General features: G+C 39.6%; 21 protein-coding genes. 4 read left to right on the top strand and 17 right to left on the bottom strand.

Translation table 11 applies throughout. The features are described from left to right. Positions 1-83: 83 nt before the first annotated feature. From ACHZEU_RS17855 to ACHZEU_RS17820, 8 genes are all read right to left on the bottom strand, one after another. Positions 84-731 (bottom strand): VTT domain-containing protein, encoded by a 648-nt coding sequence (locus tag ACHZEU_RS17855; protein ID WP_048390828.1) that lies wholly within the window; start codon positions 729-731, stop codon positions 84-86. Positions 732-980: 249 nt separating this feature from the next. Beyond that, positions 981-2,528 carry a fatty acid--CoA ligase family protein gene (locus ACHZEU_RS17850; RefSeq protein ID WP_048390826.1) on the bottom strand — a complete coding sequence of 516 codons (1,548 nt, stop codon included), beginning with the start codon at positions 2,526-2,528 and terminating at the stop codon, positions 981-983. Positions 2,529-2,670: 142 nt separating this feature from the next. Continuing rightward, positions 2,671-4,605, bottom strand: a complete 1,935-nt coding sequence (locus ACHZEU_RS17845; RefSeq protein ID WP_066037085.1) for an FtsX-like permease family protein — start codon at positions 4,603-4,605, stop codon at positions 2,671-2,673. Further along, a complete protein-coding gene (locus ACHZEU_RS17840) occupies positions 4,577-5,353 on the bottom strand; it encodes an ABC transporter ATP-binding protein (RefSeq protein WP_004230460.1) in 777 nt (258 codons plus the stop codon). Before ACHZEU_RS17840 ends, ACHZEU_RS17845 begins: the two co-directional genes overlap by 29 nt. A 12-nt stretch (positions 5,354-5,365) precedes the next feature. Next, a complete protein-coding gene (locus ACHZEU_RS17835; protein WP_066037084.1) occupies positions 5,366-5,791 on the bottom strand; it encodes a hypothetical protein in 426 nt (141 codons plus the stop codon). Positions 5,792-5,802: 11 nt separating this feature from the next. Continuing rightward, positions 5,803-6,786 (bottom strand): HAMP domain-containing sensor histidine kinase, encoded by a 984-nt coding sequence (locus ACHZEU_RS17830; RefSeq protein ID WP_048390819.1) that lies wholly within the window; start codon positions 6,784-6,786, stop codon positions 5,803-5,805. Continuing rightward, positions 6,786-7,490, bottom strand: coding sequence for a response regulator transcription factor (locus tag ACHZEU_RS17825; protein ID WP_004230457.1), 705 nt, complete (start codon positions 7,488-7,490; stop codon positions 6,786-6,788). Before ACHZEU_RS17825 ends, ACHZEU_RS17830 begins: the two co-directional genes overlap by 1 nt. A 100-nt stretch (positions 7,491-7,590) precedes the next feature. Then, positions 7,591-8,583 (bottom strand): lipoate--protein ligase, encoded by a 993-nt coding sequence (locus tag ACHZEU_RS17820; RefSeq protein WP_048390817.1) that lies wholly within the window; start codon positions 8,581-8,583, stop codon positions 7,591-7,593. A 144-nt stretch (positions 8,584-8,727) separates the two neighbouring features. Here ACHZEU_RS17820 and yhfH point away from each other — a divergent pair, with 144 nt between their 5' ends. After that, a complete protein-coding gene (gene yhfH / locus ACHZEU_RS17815; protein WP_004230455.1) occupies positions 8,728-8,853 on the top strand; it encodes a protein YhfH in 126 nt (41 codons plus the stop codon). 399 nt (positions 8,854-9,252) lie between these two features. On the opposite strand, the gene ACHZEU_RS17810 is transcribed toward yhfH, so the two are convergent. The 6 genes from ACHZEU_RS17810 to ACHZEU_RS17785 form a co-directional block, all read right to left on the bottom strand. Beyond that, positions 9,253-11,442, bottom strand: a complete 2,190-nt coding sequence (locus ACHZEU_RS17810; RefSeq protein WP_112116625.1) for a YhgE/Pip domain-containing protein — start codon at positions 11,440-11,442, stop codon at positions 9,253-9,255. Positions 11,443-11,575: 133 nt separating this feature from the next. Further along, positions 11,576-12,148 (bottom strand): TetR/AcrR family transcriptional regulator, encoded by a 573-nt coding sequence (locus ACHZEU_RS17805; protein ID WP_009373269.1) that lies wholly within the window; start codon positions 12,146-12,148, stop codon positions 11,576-11,578. 121 nt (positions 12,149-12,269) lie between these two features. Further along, positions 12,270-12,794 carry a FixH family protein gene (locus ACHZEU_RS17800; protein WP_404803593.1) on the bottom strand — a complete coding sequence of 175 codons (525 nt, stop codon included), beginning with the start codon at positions 12,792-12,794 and terminating at the stop codon, positions 12,270-12,272. A gap of 3 nt (positions 12,795-12,797) precedes the next feature. After that, positions 12,798-14,186 carry a cell wall metabolism sensor histidine kinase WalK gene (locus tag ACHZEU_RS17795; protein ID WP_279496104.1) on the bottom strand — a complete coding sequence of 463 codons (1,389 nt, stop codon included), beginning with the start codon at positions 14,184-14,186 and terminating at the stop codon, positions 12,798-12,800. Further along, a complete protein-coding gene (locus tag ACHZEU_RS17790) occupies positions 14,183-14,866 on the bottom strand; it encodes a response regulator transcription factor (RefSeq protein ID WP_004230448.1) in 684 nt (227 codons plus the stop codon). Before ACHZEU_RS17790 ends, ACHZEU_RS17795 begins: the two co-directional genes overlap by 4 nt. Beyond that, positions 14,866-15,714 carry a YncE family protein gene (locus tag ACHZEU_RS17785; protein ID WP_233732186.1) on the bottom strand — a complete coding sequence of 283 codons (849 nt, stop codon included), beginning with the start codon at positions 15,712-15,714 and terminating at the stop codon, positions 14,866-14,868. The genes ACHZEU_RS17790 and ACHZEU_RS17785 overlap by 1 nt, the downstream gene beginning before the upstream one ends. A gap of 303 nt (positions 15,715-16,017) precedes the next feature. Between ACHZEU_RS17785 and ACHZEU_RS17780 the strand changes: the two genes are divergently transcribed. Next, the gene (locus ACHZEU_RS17780; RefSeq protein WP_404803592.1) at positions 16,018-17,103 is read left to right on the top strand and encodes a glycosyltransferase; all 1,086 of its coding nucleotides are present in this window, start codon (positions 16,018-16,020) and stop codon (positions 17,101-17,103) included. Positions 17,104-17,282: 179 nt separating this feature from the next. Continuing rightward, positions 17,283-20,447 carry a beta strand repeat-containing protein gene (locus ACHZEU_RS17775; RefSeq protein ID WP_404803591.1) on the top strand — a complete coding sequence of 1,055 codons (3,165 nt, stop codon included), beginning with the start codon at positions 17,283-17,285 and terminating at the stop codon, positions 20,445-20,447. 138 nt (positions 20,448-20,585) lie between these two features. Here the strand turns inward: ACHZEU_RS17775 and hemY are convergent, their stop codons facing one another. The 3 genes from hemY to hemE form a co-directional block, all read right to left on the bottom strand. Beyond that, the gene (gene hemY / locus ACHZEU_RS17770) at positions 20,586-22,007 is read right to left on the bottom strand and encodes a protoporphyrinogen oxidase (protein ID WP_048391734.1); all 1,422 of its coding nucleotides are present in this window, start codon (positions 22,005-22,007) and stop codon (positions 20,586-20,588) included. Between the two features lie 14 nt (positions 22,008-22,021). Continuing rightward, complete coding sequence (gene hemH / locus ACHZEU_RS17765) at positions 22,022-22,942, bottom strand: ferrochelatase (protein WP_112116630.1); 921 nt, start codon at positions 22,940-22,942, stop codon at positions 22,022-22,024. Positions 22,943-23,098: 156 nt separating this feature from the next. Next, positions 23,099-24,148, bottom strand: a complete 1,050-nt coding sequence (hemE, locus tag ACHZEU_RS17760) for a uroporphyrinogen decarboxylase (RefSeq protein ID WP_048391738.1) — start codon at positions 24,146-24,148, stop codon at positions 23,099-23,101. A gap of 233 nt (positions 24,149-24,381) precedes the next feature. Here hemE and ACHZEU_RS17755 point away from each other — a divergent pair, with 233 nt between their 5' ends. After that, positions 24,382-24,900 (top strand): antibiotic biosynthesis monooxygenase, encoded by a 519-nt coding sequence (locus ACHZEU_RS17755; protein WP_048391740.1) that lies wholly within the window; start codon positions 24,382-24,384, stop codon positions 24,898-24,900. The last annotated feature ends 49 nt before the right edge of the window (positions 24,901-24,949 follow it).

The raw sequence follows: 24,949 nt of genomic DNA, 5'->3' as shown, positions 1-24,949 counted from the left end.
TTAACATGCCAACTTTGCTTTTTCAGCAAATAATAAAGAAAGGACAGTCCCTGTGATGATGAATCACTTAAGGACTGTCCATATTATTTACCGACTTTGGATTTAATTGCACCGATCACTGCAGGCACAACTGATATAAAGATAATCAAAATCAATACAACAGAGAAGTTATCTTTAATAATTGGAATATTCCCAAAGAAGTAACCTAATAACGTACAACTGAATACCCATAAAATTGCACCAAAAATATTATAAAATAAGAAATAACTATATTTCATTTTACTTGCACCCGCCACAAACGGGATAAATGTACGAATAAATGGCATGAAACGTGCGATTACGATCGTTTTCCCACCATGTGTATTAAAGAATTTTTCAGCTGCTTCCATACGCTCTTTCTTAACAACTCTACCGAGGAGGCTCTTTGGCGGAATAGATGTCCCTACCTTATGTCCAATATGATAGTTCATCGTATCTCCCAAAATAGCTGCTGCTAAAAATACAGGGATTAAAATCCACATATCGAATGCGCCCATTGCCGCAGCTAATGTTCCACTTGCAAATAACAAGGAATCACCAGGTAAGAATGGGAAAATAACAACCCCTGTTTCTACAAAAACAATCGCAAATAAAATAAGATAGCTCCAATTGCCAAAATCACGAATAATTTCTTCTAAATGCACATCGATATGCACAATAAAACTTATTAACTCCTTAATGAGTTCTAACATGTTTTTGTATGCTCTCTTTCAATAGTATTTTTACCTAAAAGTTTTGACGTGGCTTCACCTCAAAGGGTTCCAGTTTTGTACGTCTTTTTACATTACTTCCTCACTATATGACAAGCTCTTGAAAAGTATGTAGAAGATTTCACAAGTTTGATTTTATCACTTACAGACATCTACTCTCAACTGATTTTACTATTATACGAATAATGTACAAAAAAAGAGCTACCATTTTTCAATAGTAGCTTTTCTCGTTTAAACTTTCTCTTTTAATGAGCGTCTTAATATTTTTCCTGTTGTGTTTTTTGGTAGTTCATCCAGTATTTCAATTACTTTCGGAACCTTATACTTCACCATATGTTTAGCACAATAGGATAGTAGATCATCTGTTGTAGTAGCAGCTACTTCTTTCAGCACAACATAGGCATGTACTGCTTCCCCTAAGTTAGGGTCTGGGAAGCCTACCACTGCTGCTTCTACAATATTATTATGGGCAAACAGCACTTCCTCTACTTCACGAGGATAAACATTAAAGCCCCCTACAATAATCATATCCTTTTTACGATCGACAATGTAAAAATACCCTTCTTCATCTACCTTTGCTAAATCTCCTGTATAGAGCCAGCCGTCACGAATCGCCATCGCCGTTTCTTCAGGCATTTTATAGTATCCCTTCATCACATTTGGACCACGTACAATTAGCTCTCCAACTTCGCCCACAGGAACTTCCTGACCATTTACATCAACAACTCTATTCTCAACATTGCTAATGGATGTTCCAATAGAGCCAGCTTTACGATCACGATCTAGTGGGTTAAAACATGTCACGGGTGAAGCTTCGGATAAGCCATAGCCCTCTGACACACGCACATTAAATTTCTGTTCGAAATTATGTAATAGCGCAACAGGCAAGGAGGCACCACCTGAAATAGCTAAACGAATTGTCGAGAAATCTTCAGGATTGCCCTCAGGTAATTGGTACAAGAAATTATACATAGTAGGAACACCAGCAAATACCGTTGCTTTTTGCTCTCGTGCTAAAGCGAAAATTTCGCTAGGGCTAAAGCGTGGTGCAAGTAAAACTGTTGCCCCACTTAATAAAGGCGCATTCACCACTACCGTTAAGGCAAATACATGGAATACAGGTAGTGTCGCAATAACACGGTCCTCTGCATTAATGCCTAAATAATGCGCAACATCACGTGCATTTGAGTACACATTGCCATGTGTCAGCATGGCTCCCTTTGGACTACCTGTAGTTCCTGAAGTATATAAAATAATAGCATTGTCATCCTCTGCAACTTCAACAGGTTGTAAAGATTGAGTGGTTTTGGCGATTACATGTGTAAATAAATGTGTTTTTTCTTGTGCTTGTGGTGATAAAGCTGCCACTTTTTCCGCTATATCTGGTGTGGTTTCACAAACTATAAATGTTTTTACCTGTGGAAATGCTTGTACACCTTTTTCAACCAAGGGTAGCAACATATCCAGAGCAATGACTGCTTTTACATCTCCATTATGCAAAATGTAAGAAATTTCATCCGGTGTATAGATTGGATTAACAGGTATTGCTGTTGCCCCTAAGCGCATTGTTGCATAGAGTGCAATTAAGTAGTGTGGCGTGTTGCCGAGTAAAAACGCCACATGATCCCCTTTTTCAACGCCTAAATCTTGTAATCCTTTTGCAAAGCGGCCAACTGTATGCTCAAATTCCCCGTAAGTCGTATCTTTCCCCATAAAATGATACGCCACTTTTTCAGGTTGTTCTGCTGCCTGTTGACGAACACGTGAAACTAAATTCAATTACACCATCCCCTTATCGTATAAAATGAATCGTTATTCAGTAATATTATATAAGAAATATATCTAAAAAACAATGAGTCTTTTTATCTCATGTCATAAATTACGTTAAATAATTCATTTTTTTCTCTTTTAAACCATTAGTTCATGAGCGAATATGGGAGATATAGCGCCATCGAATTAAATAAAAATAAACCACTTGTATTAATACAAAAAAGCCAAAAGCAAAGAATACTTCTTTTACAATCGATATATTCGCAATGTCCCTTAAAATGCCTTGAACCATTAGAAAAGCAAAGGCACTATGCATCATCGCAACACCCCAAGGTAAAAAGAATTGGGGAAACAAATGGCGATTAACTAGCTTTTTTAACTCTGTATCTGTTAAACCCATACGTTTTAATACATCAAATTTACGCTTTTCACGTTCGAGGGATGTATGCAATTTAAAATAGATAAAGCTACCAGCTGCAAGTAAAAATACAGTGGCTACTAAAACACCCACTAATGTAAATAATGAGTAGGTAGCTAGTATATAAGAATAATTTAATCCTGCATTTTCAAAGTAAAAAGGGCTAAACTTATCCTTTTTAATAAAATATAAATTGGATTCTAGATGATCGATATCCTTACCAATATCCTTCGTTTCCATCCATTGAGGAATAACAAATGTAAATAGATGATAGCTTGGTTGAATAATGTCTTGATCGGAAATCGGATGAATAAGCTTCGCGAAGTCTTCATCACTAATGACAATCGAATTGACACTGACAATCGAGCCTGGAAACACTATTTTTGGATAGACACTATCAATAGTGAGCGGTATATTGTTTTCTTCTAAAACAGTATGCACAACTCGATCTTTTAATTTTTTTAGGGAATCCTCCGAATAAGGAATGAATACTGCCTCACCTGCTTCCAGATTCAATAATGGATAACTGTAGGAAGAAAGCAGGACATTCATATCGGACTCTCGAAAAACCTCCACTTCATTTCGAGTGAAAGAGGAGGTTTGCTTCACAACAATAAAACGGGATAGCTGATAAGATAAACCTTTCTCCTCTAATTGCAGCCTTAAAGAATTGATATGCTCCCGTTCATATGGATTATCGACATCCCCTTTATAAACCAGCCCGAGTGGATTTAATCGATCATATTGCGTTGTATAGGAGGACATTGTTGCTAAAACACCAACAGATAAAAATGCAAGTGTCGATACCATCGTCACAACGAAAAACATTTTCACGTTATCCATCATTATATGCGTTTGTTCTGCTAGCGATAGTAGACGGTAGCGTTGCCAATGATATTTGCGTTTCCCACGTGCTAAATCTAAAAAACAAGGTACAGAATCACTGAAAAAATAATAGGTGCCAAATGTTGCGGAAAATGGTATTAACAGCGTTAGCCCAATTAGTGATGTATGTCCGACAACAAACGCGAGAATATACGTCGTTACAATTAAAGCAATACCATAGAAAGCTCGTATTTTGGAATACGTTGTTAAGCTATTTAAATAATCACTGCCTTTTATAAGATCTCGTAATTTTCTCTCTCGTGTAAAATACACACTAATAAAGGAAATGACGAAAAATGCACTTGTGAAAACACCAATCGTTAATAAAAATGGCTCCCATGAAATATAGAGTGGTAAATCTTCTAAATGTAAAATTTCCCGAACAATCATAAAAAAGAATTTTGAAAAGGAGAAACCAAAGACAATCCCTACAATAATGGAGCCTGTTCCTATAATCATTGTCTCTAAAAAGACAAGTTTATTCATCTGACGTTTTTCCATTCCCAAGTGCAATAAAATAGCAAATTCATGTGATCTGGCCTCTAAAAAGGCACTCATGGAATAATATAAAAAGAATAATGTAAACAGGACGAGAACAATTTCAGCCCCCACCATCCCAATGAGAGACATCTCCCCTAATATCCCACGTTCAATATCAGGGTGAAACATCAGCATGGAATAGATAAAAAATACAGCCACAGAAAAAAAGCTTGCCATGAAAAAGGCGCCATATATCCGGCTGTTCCGCACGACATTACGGTAAGCGAATTGTCGAAAGGTCACCTACTTGCCCTCCTCCTAGTAAGCTCAAAACATTTAAAATACGTTGGAAAAACATCTGACGGCGGTCATCTCGATAAATTTCATTAAAAAATTCACCATCTTTAATGAATAACACTCGATCACAATAACTTGCTGCAATTGGATCATGCGTGACCATCACGATTGTCGTTTGTTTATCCTGATTCACTTTTGTCAATAGTTCAAGCACATCACGTGAAGAATTTGAATCTAAATTACCTGTAGGTTCGTCCGCTAAAATGAGACTAGGATTATGAATAAGCGCACGACCAATTGCTGTTCTTTGTGCCTGTCCCCCAGATATTTCATTTGGACGTTTATGAAGGAAGGAAGTTAAATCTAGCTTTTCTACAATACTTGCCAGACGCTCCTCCATTACCTCTAGCGGCTGTTGATCTAACGTTAAGGGCAACACGATATTTTCCTCGACCGTCAGCATATGCAAAAGATTGAAATCCTGAAACACAAAGCCAAGCTGTCTTCTTCTAAAATAGGCAAGCTCTGTTGCATTCAACTTATGTGGATTCATTCCATCTAAAATGATTTCTCCACTAGTTGGTTCATCAATGGTCGAAATAATATTCAACAATGTCGTTTTACCGCTTCCTGAGGGCCCCATAACAGCTAAAAACTCGCCTTCTTCCACGTCAAAGCTCAATTGATTTAATGCACGATGCGTTACTTTACCTTCGTACACTTTTGTCACATCTTTAATTTGTAAAATAGGCATACTTCATTCACCTTATTTCTTCATTAATTCTAAGGATTGAGGTAAAAGCCACTGTAAAACGACCTCAAAACCAATGTGAAAATGAGGCTCTGTTAAAGCCAGTATTGACTCTTCCTCTACTAAACTAAAGCAATGCTCTCCAATAATTACATCCCAAGCATCCATTTCTCCCTCTACGATTTCCCCACATACAGTATAATACCCACTATACATAATCTGTTGACCGTCTACAGGAAAAGCATTCAATAATGTTGGTTGCTGTAAGTTTAACCCAAGGCTCTTTGAAAAATGCAGTAGTTCTTCATCTAACTTTTCATTTGCCAGGATAAAATTTTGATAGGCTAATGGATCTCCCGCTTGCAGATGTGTCATATAAAGCGCATTTGTTTTCTCCTTATCAATTGTTAGTTTCCAATCTAATATACGTACCTCTACCATCCTAGTGCCCCCTAATTTGTAAATGTTACTGTCACAATCGTCCCTTTTCCTACCTCTGATGTAATAGCCAGCTCATGCCCTAGCTTTTCACAGATTTCTTTGGCTAAATAAAGGCCCATTCCAGTTGATTCACCTGTTTTCCGCCCATTTTCGCCAGTAAAAAAGGCTTTCGTAACACGAGAAAGATCGGAAGCTGGAATCCCAATACCCTCATCACAAATCGCAAGTTGTACATAGTCATCCTTTTCAATGGCAGAAATAACAATTTTTTTATTGGCTTCAAACGTGTATTTCACTGCATTGGTGATAAATTGTCCAAGAATGAAACGAAGCCATTTTGAATCACTGGCAACAATTAGATCGTCGTCAATATGAATTTCCGGGAAAACTCTTTTCGTAATAAATAAACGTTTATTTTCATTAACAGTTGCAGTTACAATACCTTTTAGCGCAACTCGCTCTACTTGCATATCATCCTCAAAATTTTCTAGGCGTGCATTAACAAGTACCATGTCCAACCCTCTACGCAAGCGATCGATTTCCTCCTGAACATTCTTTTTATCAAGAGGTCGGTCATCTTGTAATAATAATTCAATCACTGAAATAGGTGTTTTCATTTGATGGACCCACTGGTTCATAAATTGATCATGCCTTTTTTGACTTGCATATAAAGCATGCAGCTCATGTTGATAAAGTCGATACAATTCATGCATATACTTCTCGGTTTGTATAGCTTCTGGCGTTTTTGCATTTTTTTGTAGCACATCCTCCATTGCTGATGGAAGCTGAGTTATCTTCAATAAGTAGCGTTGCCGCATTAAATAGCGGACAAGTAAAAAGGATGCTAATAGCACAAGGCTAATACAAAAGGAATAAATAGCCGTATCAATATTTCGAAAACCGTCGAGTGCATAGATAACCATGATGAAGCCAACTAATAAGAGCTGGAACACAATAAATGATGCATAATCACGTAAAAAAAGCTTCCAGCCCACTATAGCTCACCTGCACTTAATATGAATCGATAGCCTGCACCACGTACCGTTTCGATTGTTGACGATATATGATAATCCGCTAATTTTTTTCGAACTCGGGTCATATTCACATTCAAAGTGTTTTCATCGACAAATGCTTGATCGTCCCAAAGCTCCTCTAACAATTGCTCACGCGAAACTACTTTCGGTGCATTGCCCATCAGTAGCTCTAAGATGATACATTCTTTTTTCTGAAGCGGAATTTCTAAATCATTTTTATGTAGCTCCATTCTTTCTAAATGAAGTACAAGCTGTCCTTGCTTGATTGTCCGTTCTTCTTGCCTTGCTGCATATTCACCATATGTACGGCGTAGATGACTACGGATTTTAGCCAACACAATTTCGTAGTTAAAAGGCTTTGTAATAAAATCGTCGCCCCCATTTTCAAGTGCAAAGATTTGGTCCATTTCTCCTGAGCGTGCAGAAATGAAAATTATTGGACATGTTGTATGCTGACGTAGCTGGCGACACCAATAATAGCCATCGTAAGCGGGTAAATTTATATCAAGCAGCACCATATGTGGATTAAATGCTGTAAATTCTTCTATAAGATGATCAAATTCTTGAATTGTTGCAACTTCGTATTGATATTTTCTAAGCGTTTCCGCTAGTAATGATGCAATCTTGACATCATCTTCAACTATGAATATTCGATGCTTTTCCATATCAACACTCCTTTCTTTCTATATTGTATCAAAAAAAGGTTCGACGACATAATTGTCAGCGAACCTTTAGGCTAAAACATTACATGAAACCGTATTTTCCTTAATAAATTAATTGTAAAAAGTCCTCAGTTGAAATTCCACCAAAATATGTAGGGATATCAATGTCTGCTAATGCCTTAGCAATTGCCGCTCTGTCATAGTTTGTCCCAACTAAGCGCTGTTCTATATCAGCCATATCACCGACACCAAAGAAATCTCCAAAAATATGCACTTCTTCCATCACACCATGATTTACTTCTAGGCGAATATCAATGCCTCCTGTTGGGAATCGGTGTGTTTTTTGAATATTAAAGCGTGGTGATTTCCCAAAATTCCACTCCCATGTTTGATAGCGTTCCTCTGATAGCTTGTGGATATTTGCCCAATCATCTTCGGTTAGCTCATAATAACGAATATTTTCTTCCCCGCCAAAAATGGATTTTAAAATTTCAAGACGGAATTCCTCAACTGTCATTTGCTCTTTTAAAAACTCTGAAATGTTTGCTACTCGAGAGCGAATTGATTTAATACCTTTTGATTCGATTTTATCCTTTTTGACCTTTAAGGCTGAGACAACCGCATCGATTTCTGTATCAAACATCAATGTACCATGGCTGAACATACGTCCTTTTGTAGAGAACTGAGCATTTCCTGAAACTTTACGTCCCTCTGCTAGTATATCATTACGTCCTGAGAGCTCTGCATTCACACCCATTTTTGCTAGAGCGTCAACGACTGGTTGCGTGAATTTTTTATAGTTCATAAAGCTATCGCCATCATCATTTGTAATAAAGCTGAAGTTAAGATTGCCTAAATCATGATAAACAGCACCACCACCTGAAAGACGGCGCACAACAATAATGCCATTGTCCTCTACATAGTCTGTATTGATTTCTTCAATCGTATTTTGGTTTTTACCGATGATGATAGACGGTTGATTAATGTAGAAAAGGAGCACTGGCTCTTTCTCAACGTCCATTGTTTTTAACAAATACTCCTCAATAGCAAGATTAATGCGTGGATCATGGATCCCTTTATTATCAACGAAAATCATAGTTCACGTTTCCTCCTTCACAAAATATCCATATTTATTTTACAGTAAATTAGGCATTTTGTGTTGACGAAAAGCATCTGTTATAATACACTAGAAAATATCAAAACAGTAATAGTACAGATGAACTTAAAGGAGGAGTCCACAATGTTAGAAAACGTAGTTGAATTTTTCAAGAATTTACCTGCTAAGCAATGTACTGAGTGCGGTGAAAAAATGGAAGAACAAAGCGAATGCTACAGCAACACTTGTGAAAAATGTAACCACCTATAAGCATTTGCCTATTCTGATATAGTCATATACGTGCCCCACACGTAGCAATCATGACACCCTTCATCATATTTTGATGAACCCTTAATTAAATCTCTTACACTTACAAAAAACAACAGCTGATACGCTCATATCAGCTGTTGTTTTTATGTTTTTGAAAAAGACAATCACTAGCAGAGAAAGACCTTTTGGCAAGGGAAGGGGGATTTCCGTTCTGCCAGCGTCCAGAGGGAGCAGCTCACCTACTTAAAAACAAATGGCCGCAATGGAAATCCATACTTTTTTTCATAAAATTTCTATAGATAGCTTCGTTTTTATTTATGTCATTTGAGGCTGAAGAATTATTACATAACCCCTATGAACAACAAAGCACTCACCGTACATTAGGTGAGTGCTTCATGATTAGTTTTCTTCAGCTACTTTAGAGTAACGTTTATTGTGCAGTAGCATAAAGTAACCAAATGTGATCGCTAAGAATGCTACTAAGAAGCCAGCTAGTACTCCATAGTTTTGCATTAAGAATGACGTATCACCAGTAGAAATACTTGATTTAAATGCTTGAACTGTATATGTCATCGGTAATAGCTTGTTAAATACTTGTAATGGTGAAGGTATTAATTCTAATGGGAATGTACCTGCACTTGTTGTTAATTGTAAAATTAGTACAACAATTGCCATGAAACGACCAGGGTCACCAAAGATCGAAACAAGCATTTGGATTAAGGCTAAAAATACATAGCTTGTTAATAAGGCTGTTAAAATAAAGTAGCCCATGTTATTCACTTCGAGGCCTAGACCCCATTTGACAATAACTACTGTTAGTAATGTTTGCACTAAACCTACGACTGCTAGTACAGTCACTTTACTTGTAAACCAAGATGCCCCGTTTTTAGGACGAATAGCAGGTTCAACAAGTGGGAACACAATTGAAATTAATAATGCACCTACGAATAAACCTAGAGAAATAAAGTACGGTGCAAAACCTGTACCATAGTTAGGAACATGGTTTACAGACTCTTTTTCAACTTCAACTGGACTACCTACCATATCATACGTGTCTTGATTTGCTTTAACTTCATTTGCTTTTTCACTAGCCTCACCTAATTTACCAGATAAAGTAGCTGTACCATCTGCAAGCTCCGTCGAACCATCTGCAAGTGTTGCAGATCCTTGTGCTAGCTCACCAGATTTTGAAGCAAGTGTTGAAGTACCTTGATTTAATGTTGTTGTACCATTCGCTAATTCATTTAAACCAGATGCTAATGTTTTTGAACCTGTTACAGCTGTATTCACACCTGCATGTAGTTCACCTAATTTTGCAGCTAATGTAGCATTACCTGCTTGTAGACCTTTTGCACCTTCCAATAAAGCATTACTTTTAGCTGTTAATGCATTCGCACCAGCTAGCACTTCTGCTTGACCTGCTGCAATTTGAGTTGCCCCAGAGCTTACTTGATTGGCACCAGCTTGTAATTTTTCTGTACCAGCTGATAAAGATGTTAAACCGTTATGCACACTAGCACTACCTGCCTGTAGTTCCGCTAATGTTTGTTTCAACGCTGCTGCTTGCTCTTCAGGCATTGAAGCCATCATCGTTTGTAATTGATTTGATAGGGCTGTAATGCCTGCCTCTACTTTTGCAGATCCTGCTGTTAATTGAGTTGCCGCACCATTCAATGCACCGGCATTCTCAGCAATAGATGCTGCACCTGCACTAATTTGCTGTTGTTTGTCGTTTAAAGTGTTTAAACCAGCACCAACTTTTGCAACACCTTGTGTATATTGTGATAACCCCTGTTCAAGGCTCGTTGCTCCATTTGCAGCTTGCTGTGCACCCTGTTGTAATTGAACAGTACCATCTTGTAGTTTGACTAAACCACTAGATAAGTCATTCGCGCCTTTTGCGGCATCTCCTGCACCTTTTGTTAATTTATCAGTACCATTTGATAGTTCAACTGTGCTCGATGCTAGTTGCTCCAGATATCCTTTTAAATCTTTTGCACCATTCGCTACTTTTTGTGCACCCTCATCTAGCTTATTTGAGCCATCTGCAGCTTCTGTAAAGCCATCTCCAAGTGTTGCAATTGAATCAAATAATTTTTCAGCATAAGTCGCTGATACTTGAGAATTTACTTCAGCGCGTACACGATCCATTGCAGTCTCACCAATTTGAGCACCAAGGAAGTTCAATCCCTCGTTTGGAATGTAGTTCATTACTAATTTTGATGGTTTGTCATCTAATAGTGTTGTTGCATGTTCAGAGAAATTTGTTGGAATTTCTAAAATCATATAATAGTCACGACTATTTAAGCCTTTTTCAGCTTCCTCTTTTGAAACTTCTATAAAGTTAAATTGCTCGCTATCTATCAATTTATCGACCAAGGTATCCCCTAAGTCTAATTTAACGCCATCCATCTCAGCACCAGTATCCTCATTAACAACAGCTACTGGAAGATTAGGAAGCCCCGCATAAGGATCCCAAAACGCCCATAAAAACATACCCGCATACATTACTGGAATAAATAATACAGCAATGATTGACACAAGCATTTTTCTTGTTTTAAAGATCTTCAGCCACTCAGCTTTAATCATATAATATCCTCACTCCTAAACTATTTGACCGAAAACGTCATTTGGTCATTTTCATTCAAAAAAAATAATCAACCTCGACAATATTGCAAAAAGAGCACTTGATTCAATACTTATACAGCTGTATTTTATCGAATCAAGTTAAAATCAAACCTCGAAAGATAGTTTCCTTAAAAAGATTAAGAATCTTTTCTTCAGGGATTACATCACCATGTAACTCATGCCAATCGACAACAAAAGCAAGATATGCCTTCAGCAATAAGTAACTAACTAGCTCCGCATCACACTCTCTAATTTCACCTTTATTAATACGTCGTTGTATTAACTCTGCGACATACGATAAGATTTCAGTCTCGATACGTAGTAGCACCTGTTTAACTGCTGGTGTTCGTAATTCTTTTTCTTCCTCGATTAGCTTTGCAAATAAAAGATGTTTTTCTCGGAACTGTAGCATTTTCATTAAAGCATTATGCGCATTATCCATAAAGCTTGCTGATGCATCCAACACTGCATCTGCTTCCGCTTTCATCTCTCGTACAAGTGACATTGCGATCTCTTGAAATAAAATTTCTTTATTTGCAAAGAATGTATAAATCGTACCTTTACCGACATTGGCGATTTTAGCCACTTGCTCCATTGTTGTTGCCTTGTAGCCAAACAATGTAAAGGATTTTGCAGCTGCTTCAAGAATTTCCTGCCTACGATCCATTAGTAACATCCTTTCTAGTTAGGTTATGTACATCTCTCGTACACTTCAATAAAAATGACCAGAAAACCATTTCGGTCATCTGGTCATTATCATATTCCTATTTCAAAAAAATTGCAAGCCTTTAATGATGATTTTTTTTATCTTTTTTCTCTTCCTCATGATCCATATCATCTGAAGTGTCATTATTATGATCCATCATGTTATTATCCATGCTGTTATTGGCTTTTTCATCCTCTGGGACAACCTTTGTCATATCAGGGCTTCCAGCAATAATTTGTTGCTTTGGCATATTATGAACACCGTTAGCTGTTGTATGTGCATACATATAATACACACCATCATGATCAAAAGTAGTCGTTGCTTTATATACACCGTCTTGCTCTAATTTCCCATCAATCATTTGTCCTTCATCGCGTTTTCCTGATTCCCAAACTTCAAATTCTACTACAGCATCATCGACATTTTTTCCACCTTGTTCAACATGTGCTGCCAGCTCAATCGTTTCATTGAGTGCTACTTCTTTTGGTGTTAAAATTTCAACTTCTGGGATCTGTGGTACTTCTGGTTCTGGCAATGCCTCTTTTTTTTCTCCACATCCTACTAATAATGTAGGGACTGCAATTAGCGCAAATAACCACTTTTTCATCTTTTAATCCTCCATTAATGGCAACCGTATCTTCACGGATGTGCCTTTTTCAACAACACTTTCAATTTCTAACGTTCCTTGTAACTGTTTTAACAACTGTTCAACAATCGATAAACCTAGTCCACTACCACCGTCCGCACGACTTCGAGCTTTGTTAACACGATAAAATCGTTCAGTGACATGGGTTAAATCCTCGACAGGAATACCAATTCCATAATCCCTAATGATAATTTGTGCACTACCAGCCTTTTCAGCAGCAACAATTTCCACCTTAGAATTTTCATGCGAGTAATTAATCGCATTTTCAATAATGTTAATAAAAATTTGTTTTAGTTTTACTTCATCCGCTTCAATAATTAGGGCATCATCTACATCTAAATATAAAGTTATGTTCTTTTTATTTGCTTGATGCGTTAAGATTTTTTGAACCTCTCGTAATGTTTCACCTAACGGAATTGGATATAAATCAATGTCAGTTTGTTCATTTTCTGTTCTTGCCAGCTGAAGTAATTCGTTTGTTAAGCGTTCCATGCGATTGGCCTCACGGACGATTAGCTGAATGGTTTCTTCTTTTTGGCCTTCTGTGATGATGCCATTTTGCATGGCTTCGCTATAGCCCTTTACATAGCTAATCGGTGTTCGTAATTCATGCGAGACTGTTGCCAAGAATGTTTTTTGTGCTTCATCCTCTTGCTGAATGGCCTCTGCCATTTTATTAAAGGTACTAGATAATTTACCGATTTCATCTCGTGAATTGACAGGTACACGAGTCTCATAATTCCCATAGGACATCTGCTCCACTGCAAGCTGTAAATCGTTTAATGGTCGCATAATATGTCGAATCCCTTTATAAATTAAATAGCTAACAACTACTAAAAATATGAAGGCACTAATAAACAATAAAATAACGCCACTATTTGCCAATTCACTAATTTTGGCCAGTGGGAAATAAATATAAATAATACCTTCTAATCGATTTTGATCAACAAGTGGTACAACCACCGAAATAAGTTGTCGATCAAAGCGAGGCTCGTACCCAATTTTTTGCACATACTTTCCTGCCAATAATTTTTGTCTTTCCTCAGGACCAATCAATGTCTCATAATCGATATCAAATGGAACACAGGCACTTAATTCACGAGGATTCCTTACCGCAAATATATTCAAATTGGAATAATCATTAAATTCTTCAATATCTGCAATAAATTCATCCGTTACCTTGCCATTGTCATACATTGTTTGTAGCTTCAATCCAACTTCGACCATTGTATCTTCTGTATCTTGTACATATAAACGTTGATATAAAAAATTTGTGAGAACATACATAAAGACAACGGTAATAATTAAAAAGGCGAAAATTAACAACCAAATGCGCGTGGCAATTTTTTTCATTCGCCAGGATCAAAGCGGTAGCCCACACCCCAAACGGTTTGAATATGCGAAGCCGCATCCTTTCCAAGCTTTATTCGTAAAGTTTTAATATGTGTATCTACCGTGCGTGTTCCACCTACATAATCAATATCCCAAATGCGTTCTAATAATTGCTCTCTCGAATAGGCATTTCCTGGATTTTTCATAAATAAGTGTAAGAGTTCAAATTCCTTTAAAGTAAGTGGAATACTCTTTCCATCAACGGATACTTTTCGTGCTATTTCATCTATTTTAATAGAGCCAAAAATTACGTACTTTTGCTGTAGTTCGGTAATATTTGCACCACTTCGTCTTAATACAGCATAAATTCTGGCTACGAGTTCATCATGTGTAAATGGCTTAACAATATAATCATCTCCGCCAAGTGTAAGACCTTTCACTTTATCCTCATTCGCATCACGTGCAGTTAAAAAAATAATCGGCACATTGGACATAGCCCGAATACTTTGACAAACAACAAAACCATCCTCATGTGGCATCATTACATCAAGTAATACTAAATCTATATTTTCACGCACTATTACATCGTAAGCCTCAGTTCCACTAGCGGCAGTAAATGTCTCTATATCAGAGTTATTGAGCATCATTTCAATTAAATTACGCATATCCTGCTCATCATCAACTATTAATACAGTTGTCATCATTGTTCCTCCCTTACTAACAGCTGAAAAGCACCTTTCCCCACATCAACTGTTTTTTCCTTCTGGCCATCTTTTATAAAATACAATGTGTGATCATCATAGCCAGCGACAACAATATAATCTTTAAATTGATCCACTACAAATGGATTTGCCCCAACCTCTTGCTGCCATTTGATATGGCCATCAAAGTCAGCCACATATAACTCGTTGTGACCATGACTTACAACAAGAACAGCATCTTTGGTCTTTTTTAATCCTACTGGCATCAAAGGCATATCAATCTCTCCATGCAGTTGACCTGTAGTCAAATCATATTTTTTAACAGAACTATTTGGCTTACTTCCTTCCCCATGACCGCCTACCCATAGCTCATGTGTTTCTTCTAGAACAGCTATTCCATGTGCAGATTTTTGAATCGGCCACTCTTGCTCAATTTTTAAATCCTTCATATTTAACACAGATAACTTTGTATCTTTAAAATTAATAACATATAGTTTATCCCTATACGATGTCATTGACATTGGATAATTGCCAAGTTGTTGTGAAGCTAGCTGATTGCCTTCTTGATCAAAGCTTGTCACTGTATTGGTTTTACTATTCGTGATAAAAAATTGCTTGATGTTGTCATCGTAGTATACATTGGTCGTACCAATCTCTACTTTTTTTGAATAGAGCTTTTCTCCGGTGGATATTGTATAGACGTCGATGTTATTTAGTTGGTGTCCATATAATAAAACTTGGTCATCTCCTAATAATATGGCCCCTGAATAAGCCTTATCAAATAACCATGTCGCAAGCATATTCCCATCCTCATCAATAAAATCTAATGATGGCTCTTGTATGTTCAATGAAGCTATAAAACTTCGTTCCCTTTCAATGGGTTCATATGACTTTTCAGCGCAACCCGCTAACCATATAATTTGTAGTAACGAAAAAATGAAGAATGCCCATTTTTTCAACTTTATCACCTCTGCCCCTTTACTATACTTCACAATTGTGAAATTCGGGTGAAACTTGGAAGGTAAATTTATGACAAACCATGAAAATACATTTCACATATCAGGCGCGCAATTCTTCTAACAGTTCAATCATCCAACCAATATTTCCGTCCTTACATATATTACAAAGATAATGGTAAGGAGGAATAGAGTATGATATCCATTAGCTTATGTATGATTGTAAAAAATGAAGAAGATGTTATTGGTCGATGTCTTGACTCTGTCAAAGATATAGTAGACGAAATTAATATTGTTGATACGGGGTCAACAGATAGTACAAAGCAAGTGGTTGCACAATATACAGACCGAATTTTTGATTTTAAATGGATACATCACTTTGCAGCAGCACGAAACTTTTCCTTTCAACAAGCAACAAAAGAATACATCCTCTGGCTTGATGCTGACGATGTTTTTTTAGAGGAAGACCGCCAAAAATTAAAGGCACTCAAAGCATCTCTTACTTCCGACATCGATGCTGTTTCTATGAATTATCATTTAAGTTTCGATCATGAGGGAAATGCAGATGCCTTAATAAGAAGATATCGCCTTGTCAGGAGGGAAAAGCAATTTCAATGGATTGGTGCAGTTCATGAATATTTAGAAGTTTGTGGTATGTTGTTTGATAGTGATGTTGCTGTCAGCCATTTACCGTTAACCCATGATCACTCCCGCAATATTACGATTTATAGACAACTGATTGAAACGGGAGAAACACTATCACCACGTGATACATTTTATTTTGCTAATGAATTAGTAGATCATGGCCTGTTTGAGGAAGCTATTTATTATTATGAATTATTTTTAACGTCCAAATTAGGGTGGATTGAAGATAACATACGTGCCTGCTTAAAATTAGCTGATTGCTATTCCCATTTAAACGATAAAGAAAACAATTTCAGCGCTATACTACAAAGCTTTGAATACGATATCCCCCGACCAGAAGCCTGCTGTCGCCTAGGTTATCACTTTATGGAACAATCTAGAAATTACGAAGCTATATTTTGGTATGAGCAAGCTCTAGTGATTAAACAGAAGCCAAATGCGCCCTTTCAAAACAAAAGCTTTTCTACATGGCTACCCCACTTACAGCTCTGTGTTCTTTACGATCGCTTACAACAATATGAACTAGCCAATGCCCATAATGAATTAGCGGGCTCGTTTATTCCGAATGACCCAAAAATTCTACACAATAAAGAATATTTCAAGCGTATTTTAACAATCAATCAAAATGACTCTTAAAAAATATCAATCACCATCTAAAAAGTTTCGTCTCCTATTCACAGGATAAACATCCAATTATCTTAAATACAATTGCAACGAATCTATAAATAACTCTCTATTTACAAGTAATTAATAGTTATGTGTCTACCTCCCTTCTCATTCATCAGAATACGATATTTGAGAGAGGAGGTGAGATTATGCATTTTGGAAATTTTATAGATAGAGTTTGCAGTAAGTGTCATTCATTTCCTTGTTGTTGTAAAACTGGTCCTATTCCAAGTTGTCCAATTTGGCCAGTGAAACCTACAGGACCGACTGGGGGGATAACTGGACCTACAGGTAGTACAGGTGTGACTGGCGCTACGGGGGTTACTGGCGTTACAGGGACTACTGGTGTTACTGGTGCTACTGGCGCTACTGGGGCTACTGGGGTAACCGGCGTTACTGGTTCTACGGGTGAGACTGGGGCTACTGGAGTTACCGGCGCTACTGGGGTAACCGGCGCTACTGGTGYTACGGGTGCTACTGGGTCTACTGGCGCTACTGGGGTAACTGGGGCTACGGGCGTTACTGGGGCTACTGGCGCTACTGGAGTAACCGGAGCTACTGGCGCTACTGGTTCTACCGGCGCTACCGGCGTTACTGGKGTAACTGGGGCTACCGGCGTTGCCGGGGCTACTGGCGTTACTGGGGTTACTGGGGCTACTGGCGTTACTGGTGTAACTGGSGCTACTGGCGCTACTGGCGTTACTGGGGCTACTGGCGTTACTGGCGCTACTGGCGCTACTGGTTCTACCGGCGCTACTGGCGTTACTGGGGTAACTGGGGCTACCGGCGTTACTGGAGTAACCGGGGCTACCGGCGTTACTGGGGCTACTGGCGTTACTGGTGTAACTGGGGCTACCGGCGTTACTGGGCTAACCGGCGCTACTGGCTTGACTGGTGCAATCGGACCTACTGGCGCTACTGGGGTTACTGGGGCTACCGGCGTTACTGGGGCTACTGGGGTTACCGGCGTTACTGGTGCTACCGGCGCTACTGGCGCTACTGGCGCTACTGGCGTTACTGGCGCTACTGGASCTACTGGTTCTACCGGCGTTACTGGCGTTACTGGGCTAACCGGCGCTACCGGCGCTACTGGTTCTACGGGTGWKACTGGGCCTACTGGCGCTACTGGGGKAACTGGGGCTACCGGCGTTACTGGCGCAACCGGCGCTACTGGCGCTACTGGAGTAACCGGGGCTACTGGCGTTACTGGAGTAACCGGGGCTACTGGYGCTACTGGTTTTACTGGCGCTACAGGTGTTACTGGTTCAACCGGASCTACTGGCGTTACTGGTGTAACTGGGGCTACTGGCGGAACTGGGGYAACTGGCGCTACTGGACKTACTGGTGCWATCGGACCTACTGGCGCTACTGGGGTAACCGGCGCTACTGGCGTTACTGGGCTAACCGGGTCTACTGGCGTTACTGGTGCWACRGGKCCTACTGGCGTTACTGGTGCAATCGGACCTACTGGCGCTACTGGTTCTACCGGCGCTACCGGCGYTACTGGGGTAACYGGGGCTACCGGCGTTACTGGGGTAACGGGGGCTACTGGCGTTACTGGCKTTACTGGYTCTACTGGCRCTACTGGCGTTACTGGTGCAATYGGASCTACTGGCGCTACTGGTTCTACCGGCGCTACCGGCGTTACTGGCGCTACCGGCGCTACTGGGGTAACCGGGGCTACTGGCGTTACTGGGGTAACTGGGGCTACTGGCGTTACTGGGGTAACTGGGGCTACTGGCTGNACTGGTGCAATCGGACCTACTGGTGCTACCGGCGTGACTGGGTCAACCGGCGCTACTGGCTTGACTGGTGCAATCGGACCTACTGGCGCTACTGGGTCAACCGGCGCTACTGGCTTGACTGGTGCAATCGGACCTACTGGCGCTACTGGAGTAACCGGGGCTACCGGCGTTACTGGGGCTACTGGCGTTACTGGGGTTACTGGGGCTACTGGCGTTACCGGCGTTACTGGGGTAACCGGCGCTACTGGCGCTACTGGTGTAACTGGGGCTATCGTACCAACTGGGGCTACTGGCGTTACTGGCGCAACGGACCTGACTGGCGCTACTGGGGTAACCGGGGCTACTGGCGTTACTGGAGCTACCGGTGTTACTGGTGCTACKGGCGCTACTGGAGCTACTGGTGTTACTGGTTCTACGGGCGCTACAGGTGTTACTGGCGAATCTGGACCTACTGGCGTTACTGGTGTAACTGGGGCTACCGGCGCAACGGACCTAACTGGCGCTACTGGGGTTACTGGTTCTACGGGTGTAACTGGGGCTACCGGTGTTACTGGTGTAACTGGCGCTACCGGCGTTACTGGTGTAACCGGGGCTACCGGCGTTACTGGAGTAACCGGAGCTACCGGCGTTACTGGTGTAACTGGCGCTACGGGTGCTACTGGCTCTACGGGTGTGACCGGCGCTACTGGTTCTACTGGTTCTACGGGTGTAACCGGGGCTACTGGCGCTACTGGTTCTACTGGAGTAACCGGCGCTACTGGCACTACTGGCGTTACTGGAGCTACCGGCGTTGCTGGGGCTACGGGTGAGACCGGCGCTACTGGGGCTACTGGGGCTACTGGCGTTACTGGTGCAATCGGACCTACTGGCACTACTGGGATAACTGGGGCTACCGGCGTGACTGGCGCAATCGGACCTACTGGCGTTACTGGCGCAATCGGACCTACTGGCGTTACTGGTTCTACGGGCACTACTGGCGCTACTGGGGTTACTGGTTCTACGGGTGTAACTGGGGCTACCGGTGTTACTGGGGTAACCGGGGCTACCGGCGTTACTGGTGTAACTGGCGCTACGGGTGCTACTGGGCCTGCGTTTTCTGAAGGATTCTCTGCCTTTAAAAACACGTTGGCTGTTAGTGGATCTACTTCAATCACTAACTGGAGTGTTGCTTCACCATACTTTACAACACCTGCTTTCAATCCAACAACTGGGATATTCACTGTACCAACTACAGGTAGGTATTCCTTTGAAGCAACCATTAACTACTCCACTGCTGCGGCTATTACCGTTACTTTAGGAGCAGGAATAAACCCTTCATTTGCAATTAGACAAAATGCTACTACAAATTTAATTAGTGGCTTGTTCCCTGTACTAAACGTCAATGTGGCGCTTGTATTAACTTTACGCGCAGTTCTTGGAAATGGCACAATCACTTTAGCAGGAGAAGTGAATTTAAATGCTGGAGATACGATTGATTTGTTCTATGAAGCAAATGGATTGACTATCTCTCTTACACTAGGCGGCGCTAACTCTGGTGGTATTGTTTGGTCATGTCATCGAATTTCTTAGAGTTAGGACATTAATCAGCAATACAGCTCTTAGTAGAAATAGCAAACCACAAATAGTGGTTTGCTATTTCTTTTTCATGTAACAATATAAAAAATAGTACAAACATTGATAATAAATGTTTGTACTATCTGATTTGCATTACTTGAACATTTCCATTAATACTTCATTCGCAACCTGTTTACCTTGCTGTACACATTCTGGAATTGATATTCCTTCAAACGAGCTTCCTGCAAGCTTTACAGTTGGAAAATGTTCTTGTAATTCTTGTTTGATACGAAGGACTTTCGCCTCGTGGCCAACTGTATATTGTGGCATCGCATTTTTCCAACGTGTTACAACCGTTGTGACAGGTGCGCCATCGATACCAATCGTTTTCTGTAAATCCTGTAGCACGGTTTTTTCGATCTCCGTATCCGATAAAGCCACAATCGCTTCGTCGCCCACTCGACCAATATAACTGCGTAATAATACAAAATCCTTTGGTGAAGTACCTGGCCATTTTCGATTCATCCAAGTGCAGGAAGTAATTGAAAAATCACTATTTCGAGAGACATAAAAAGAAAGTGCATCTAAATCCCCGAGTTGTTCCTTTTTAAAGGCCATTGTAACGGTTGCAATAGTAGCAGCCTTCATTGTGCCCAATTCATGTAATAGACTTAACTTACTAAACATTTTTTCAGCCATATTAAAGGGGGTGGCAATAATAACAGCATCTGCTTTGATATGTGAAAAATTATTGAGCATTACCTGAACTGAACCATCCTTGCCATGCTCTATTTCCTCTACTTTGACACCCTTCATCACTGTCCCCGGAAGTAGTGATTCTTCTATACTTTCAATGAGTGTTTCAAGGCCATTGCTAAAGGTTTGAAAGATACCTTTATTTTCAGCTATGTGATGATTGCTTAAGAAATTCGTGCCTGACTTCTTCATACCAATCAGCAAACTACGATATTGTTGTTCTAAACTATAAAGCTGTGGGAAGGTTGAGCTCATACTTAACTGCTCAATATCCCCTGCAAATGTACCTGCTAGTAGGGGCTCTACTAGATTTTCCACTATCTCAGCACCAAATCTTCTTCTAAAAAAAGCGCCTAACGGTTGATCGTCATCCTGTGTAGAACGGGGAATGAAAAAGTCCCCCGCCGCACGAACTTTACCACTTAGTGAGAACAAGCCTGAAGTTATGAATGAAGAGATATGTGGTGTCTCTCCAGATAAGAGATGACTAGGTATTGGATATAACTGACTACCAACAGCTATATAGTTTGGACCCGCATTACTTGTTAATAGTTTCTGTTCGATCCCAAGATCCTTTGCTAAATCATTGACATAGTTTTCACGATCAAAAAAAGATTCTGGCCCACGCTCAATAATAAAGCCATCTTTTCTTAGAGTTTGAATTTTTCCGCCAAGACGTAATGACGACTCGACAAGTACGATATCTAATGGCAATTCTTTTGCGCTTGCTTCTTTTTGCATATAGAACGCAGCTGTAAGGCCTGTAATGCCACCGCCTACGACAACTACCTTTCGTCTTTTCTGAGTCACCAACATCATCACTTTCTTTTCGCTTAGCTTAATTTTTTATGAATCGCCTCTACCATCGCATCAATAAATAAAGGATGTGTATTTGGCATCGCTGGACGATAGTATTTTGCACCAAGTTCATCACAAACAACTTTACATTCAAAATCGTTGTCATACAACACTTCTAAATGCTCTGTTACGAAACCTACTGGTGTATAAACAAATGAACGGAAACCTTTTTCTTCGAATAGCTCACGTGTTAAGTCTTGAACATCTGGACCAATCCAAGGCTCTGGTGTTTGGCCTGCTGATTGCCAGCCAACCTCTACATTTTTTAAACCGGTCGCAGCTTGAATAAGACGAGCTGTTTCAATTAGTTGATCTTCATATGGATCACCTAAGTTTTTAATTTTTTCAGGCAATGAATGTGCTGATACAATTAGACAAGCTGTCTCACGTTCTTCTTCTGACATTGCATTGAATGTCTCATTCACTTGTTGTTTCCAGTATTCTATGAATTTTGGCTCGTCATACCAAGATTCCACAGAAGTTATCTTTAAGCGACCTCCTGCGGCCTCTTCAGCACGACCATTATAAGACTTAATTGAGAAAGTAGAGAAATGAGGAGCTAAAACAATAGAAACCGCTTCTTTTATGCCCTCCTCCACCATTTGCTCTACTGCATCTTCTATAAATGGATGAATATGTTTTAAACCAATAAACAATTTATATTCTATAGCATCCTGTACTTCGTTCAAACGTGTACATAATGCTTCAGCTTGTGCTTGTGTTGCCGCAGCTAATGGGGATAAACCACCGATTGCTTCATAGCGGCTACGCAAATCTTCTAAATGCTCTGCAGAAGGTTTACGTCCATGACGAATATGCGTATAGTAAGGTTCAATATCTTCTTCTTTATAAGGTGTTCCATATGCCATTACTAGTAAGCCTTTAACTTCTTTCATTACCCTTTTCACCTCTAAAATTGTTTTATGTTTTTCATACATTATGTGATAAAAAGAAGCTGCCCAATCTTGATTGTTGGACAGCTCCTTTTCTACATTGAAATTAAAATTCCCTATGTAGAAAAGGACATATTATTCACGCTTGATTGACTTCCATTAAGAACGAGCTTGAATTTGTTGAGCACTATATTCATGAATAAGTGTTGTAAGACGTTTTAAGACATCTGGGTCAACCTCTGGGAAAACACCATGACCAAGATTAAAGATATGACCTGGCATTTCTAGACCTTGATCAATAATATCCTTCGTTCGTTTTTCAATAACTGACCAATCTGCAAGTAATAGGGATGGATCTAAGTTTCCTTGTACAGGCTTGGTAATACCATTGGCACGTGCATCTTTAATCGGTAAACGCCAATCTAAGCCCACAACATCTATCGGTAAATCATTCCATTCCTTTGCTAAATGGCTAGCACCCACTCCAAATTGAATTAATGGTACATTTTCTTTTTGCAACTCTGCAAAAATACGAGTCATAATCGGTTTAATAAATACACGGTAATCCTCTACATTTAAGGCTCCAACCCATGAGTCGAACACTTGGATAGCTTTTGCACCAGCTTTAATTTGAGCCGTTACATCTGCAATAATCATGTCAGCGAGTTTATCCATTAAAGCAAACCAAGCTTGAGGTTCAGATACCATAAATGATTTTGTTTTATTATAGTTTCTTGAAGGACCACCTTCAATCATGTAGCTTGCAAGTGTGAATGGGGCTCCAGCAAAACCGATTAGAGGTACATTTAATTGCTCTTCTGCAAGTAACTTGATTGTTTCTAATACAAATGGTGTATGCTCTTTAGCATTGAATTCACCTAATTTTTCTACATCCGCTACTGAACGAATAGGATTTGAAATAACAGGACCAACACCTGCCTTGATTTTCACATCTATCCCAATTCCAGGGAGAGGTGTGACAATATCTTTATATAAAATAGCAGCATCTACATTGTAATTTTCTACAGGTAGACGAGTGACATACGCACATAGCTCAGGTTGATGTGTAATTTCCTCTAAGGAATACTTTTCTTTAATGGCACGGTATTCTGGCTGAGAACGTCCTGCCTGACGCATATACCAAACTGGTGTATGTGCGGTCCTTTCTCCACGTGCAGCACGTAGAAGTGTATCATTAAAAGTTGTCATGAATAGTTCCTTCCCCTCGTTAAATTCTTACTATAAAAAATCGCATGTTTATTCCTTTATTATTGATATCCGTTTCCAATAGTAAACGCTTCCTCTGTTATTGTATAGTTTTCCTAGTGAAATGTCATAAAATTGTTCTTTCTCGGCATATTCTTTTTGAGCGGAGCGTTAGACTTACGCCAGAAAGGGTATAATCACGCTATATTAGTAAGATTCATAAGGAGGATAAATTCATGTATATTTATTTAACTTCTGGTACTGGCGATTTTTTGGAACAGGTAAAAAATAAGTATCCTAATGAACATATGATTTTAATTCATGGGGAAGGTAACTCTGTACTGATACATGAAACAGAAGGAAAAACAGTATTTGCGACACCTCGTAAATTTGAAGTGCTAGATTCAGTAAATGATTTAGAGGAACACGGTTTCTTTGTTTTCAACAATATTCCTGTAACAGATGAAGGAAGACCAGTTTTCGAGCATCGCTTTTTAGAACGTTCACGCGCTATTGAAAACGAGCCTGGCTTTGTTGCCTTCCGTTTATTAAGGCCTATCAAGAGTGATACTTACATTGTCATGACTCAATGGCATGGACCTCATTCATTTGACGCATGGAAGAGCTCTAAAGCCTATGAAACTGCCCATGCTAGAAGAGATGATTCAACTGGGATACGCCAGCAAAACATCTTCTCAGCAGCTTCTTATGTAACAACCTATAGTGCTATACCAAAAGAAGAAGATTCACAATAAGTTTAAATAATTAAAAGCTCATTTATCCAACAATATCATTGGTAAATGA

Source organism: Lysinibacillus sp. S1 (genome assembly GCF_044986265.1).
In the GTDB taxonomy this organism is placed as follows: domain Bacteria; phylum Bacillota; class Bacilli; order Bacillales_A; family Planococcaceae; genus Lysinibacillus; species Lysinibacillus capsici.
Note: the sequence above shows the minus strand (reverse complement) of the source record. Positions and strands in the feature narration are given on the sequence as shown.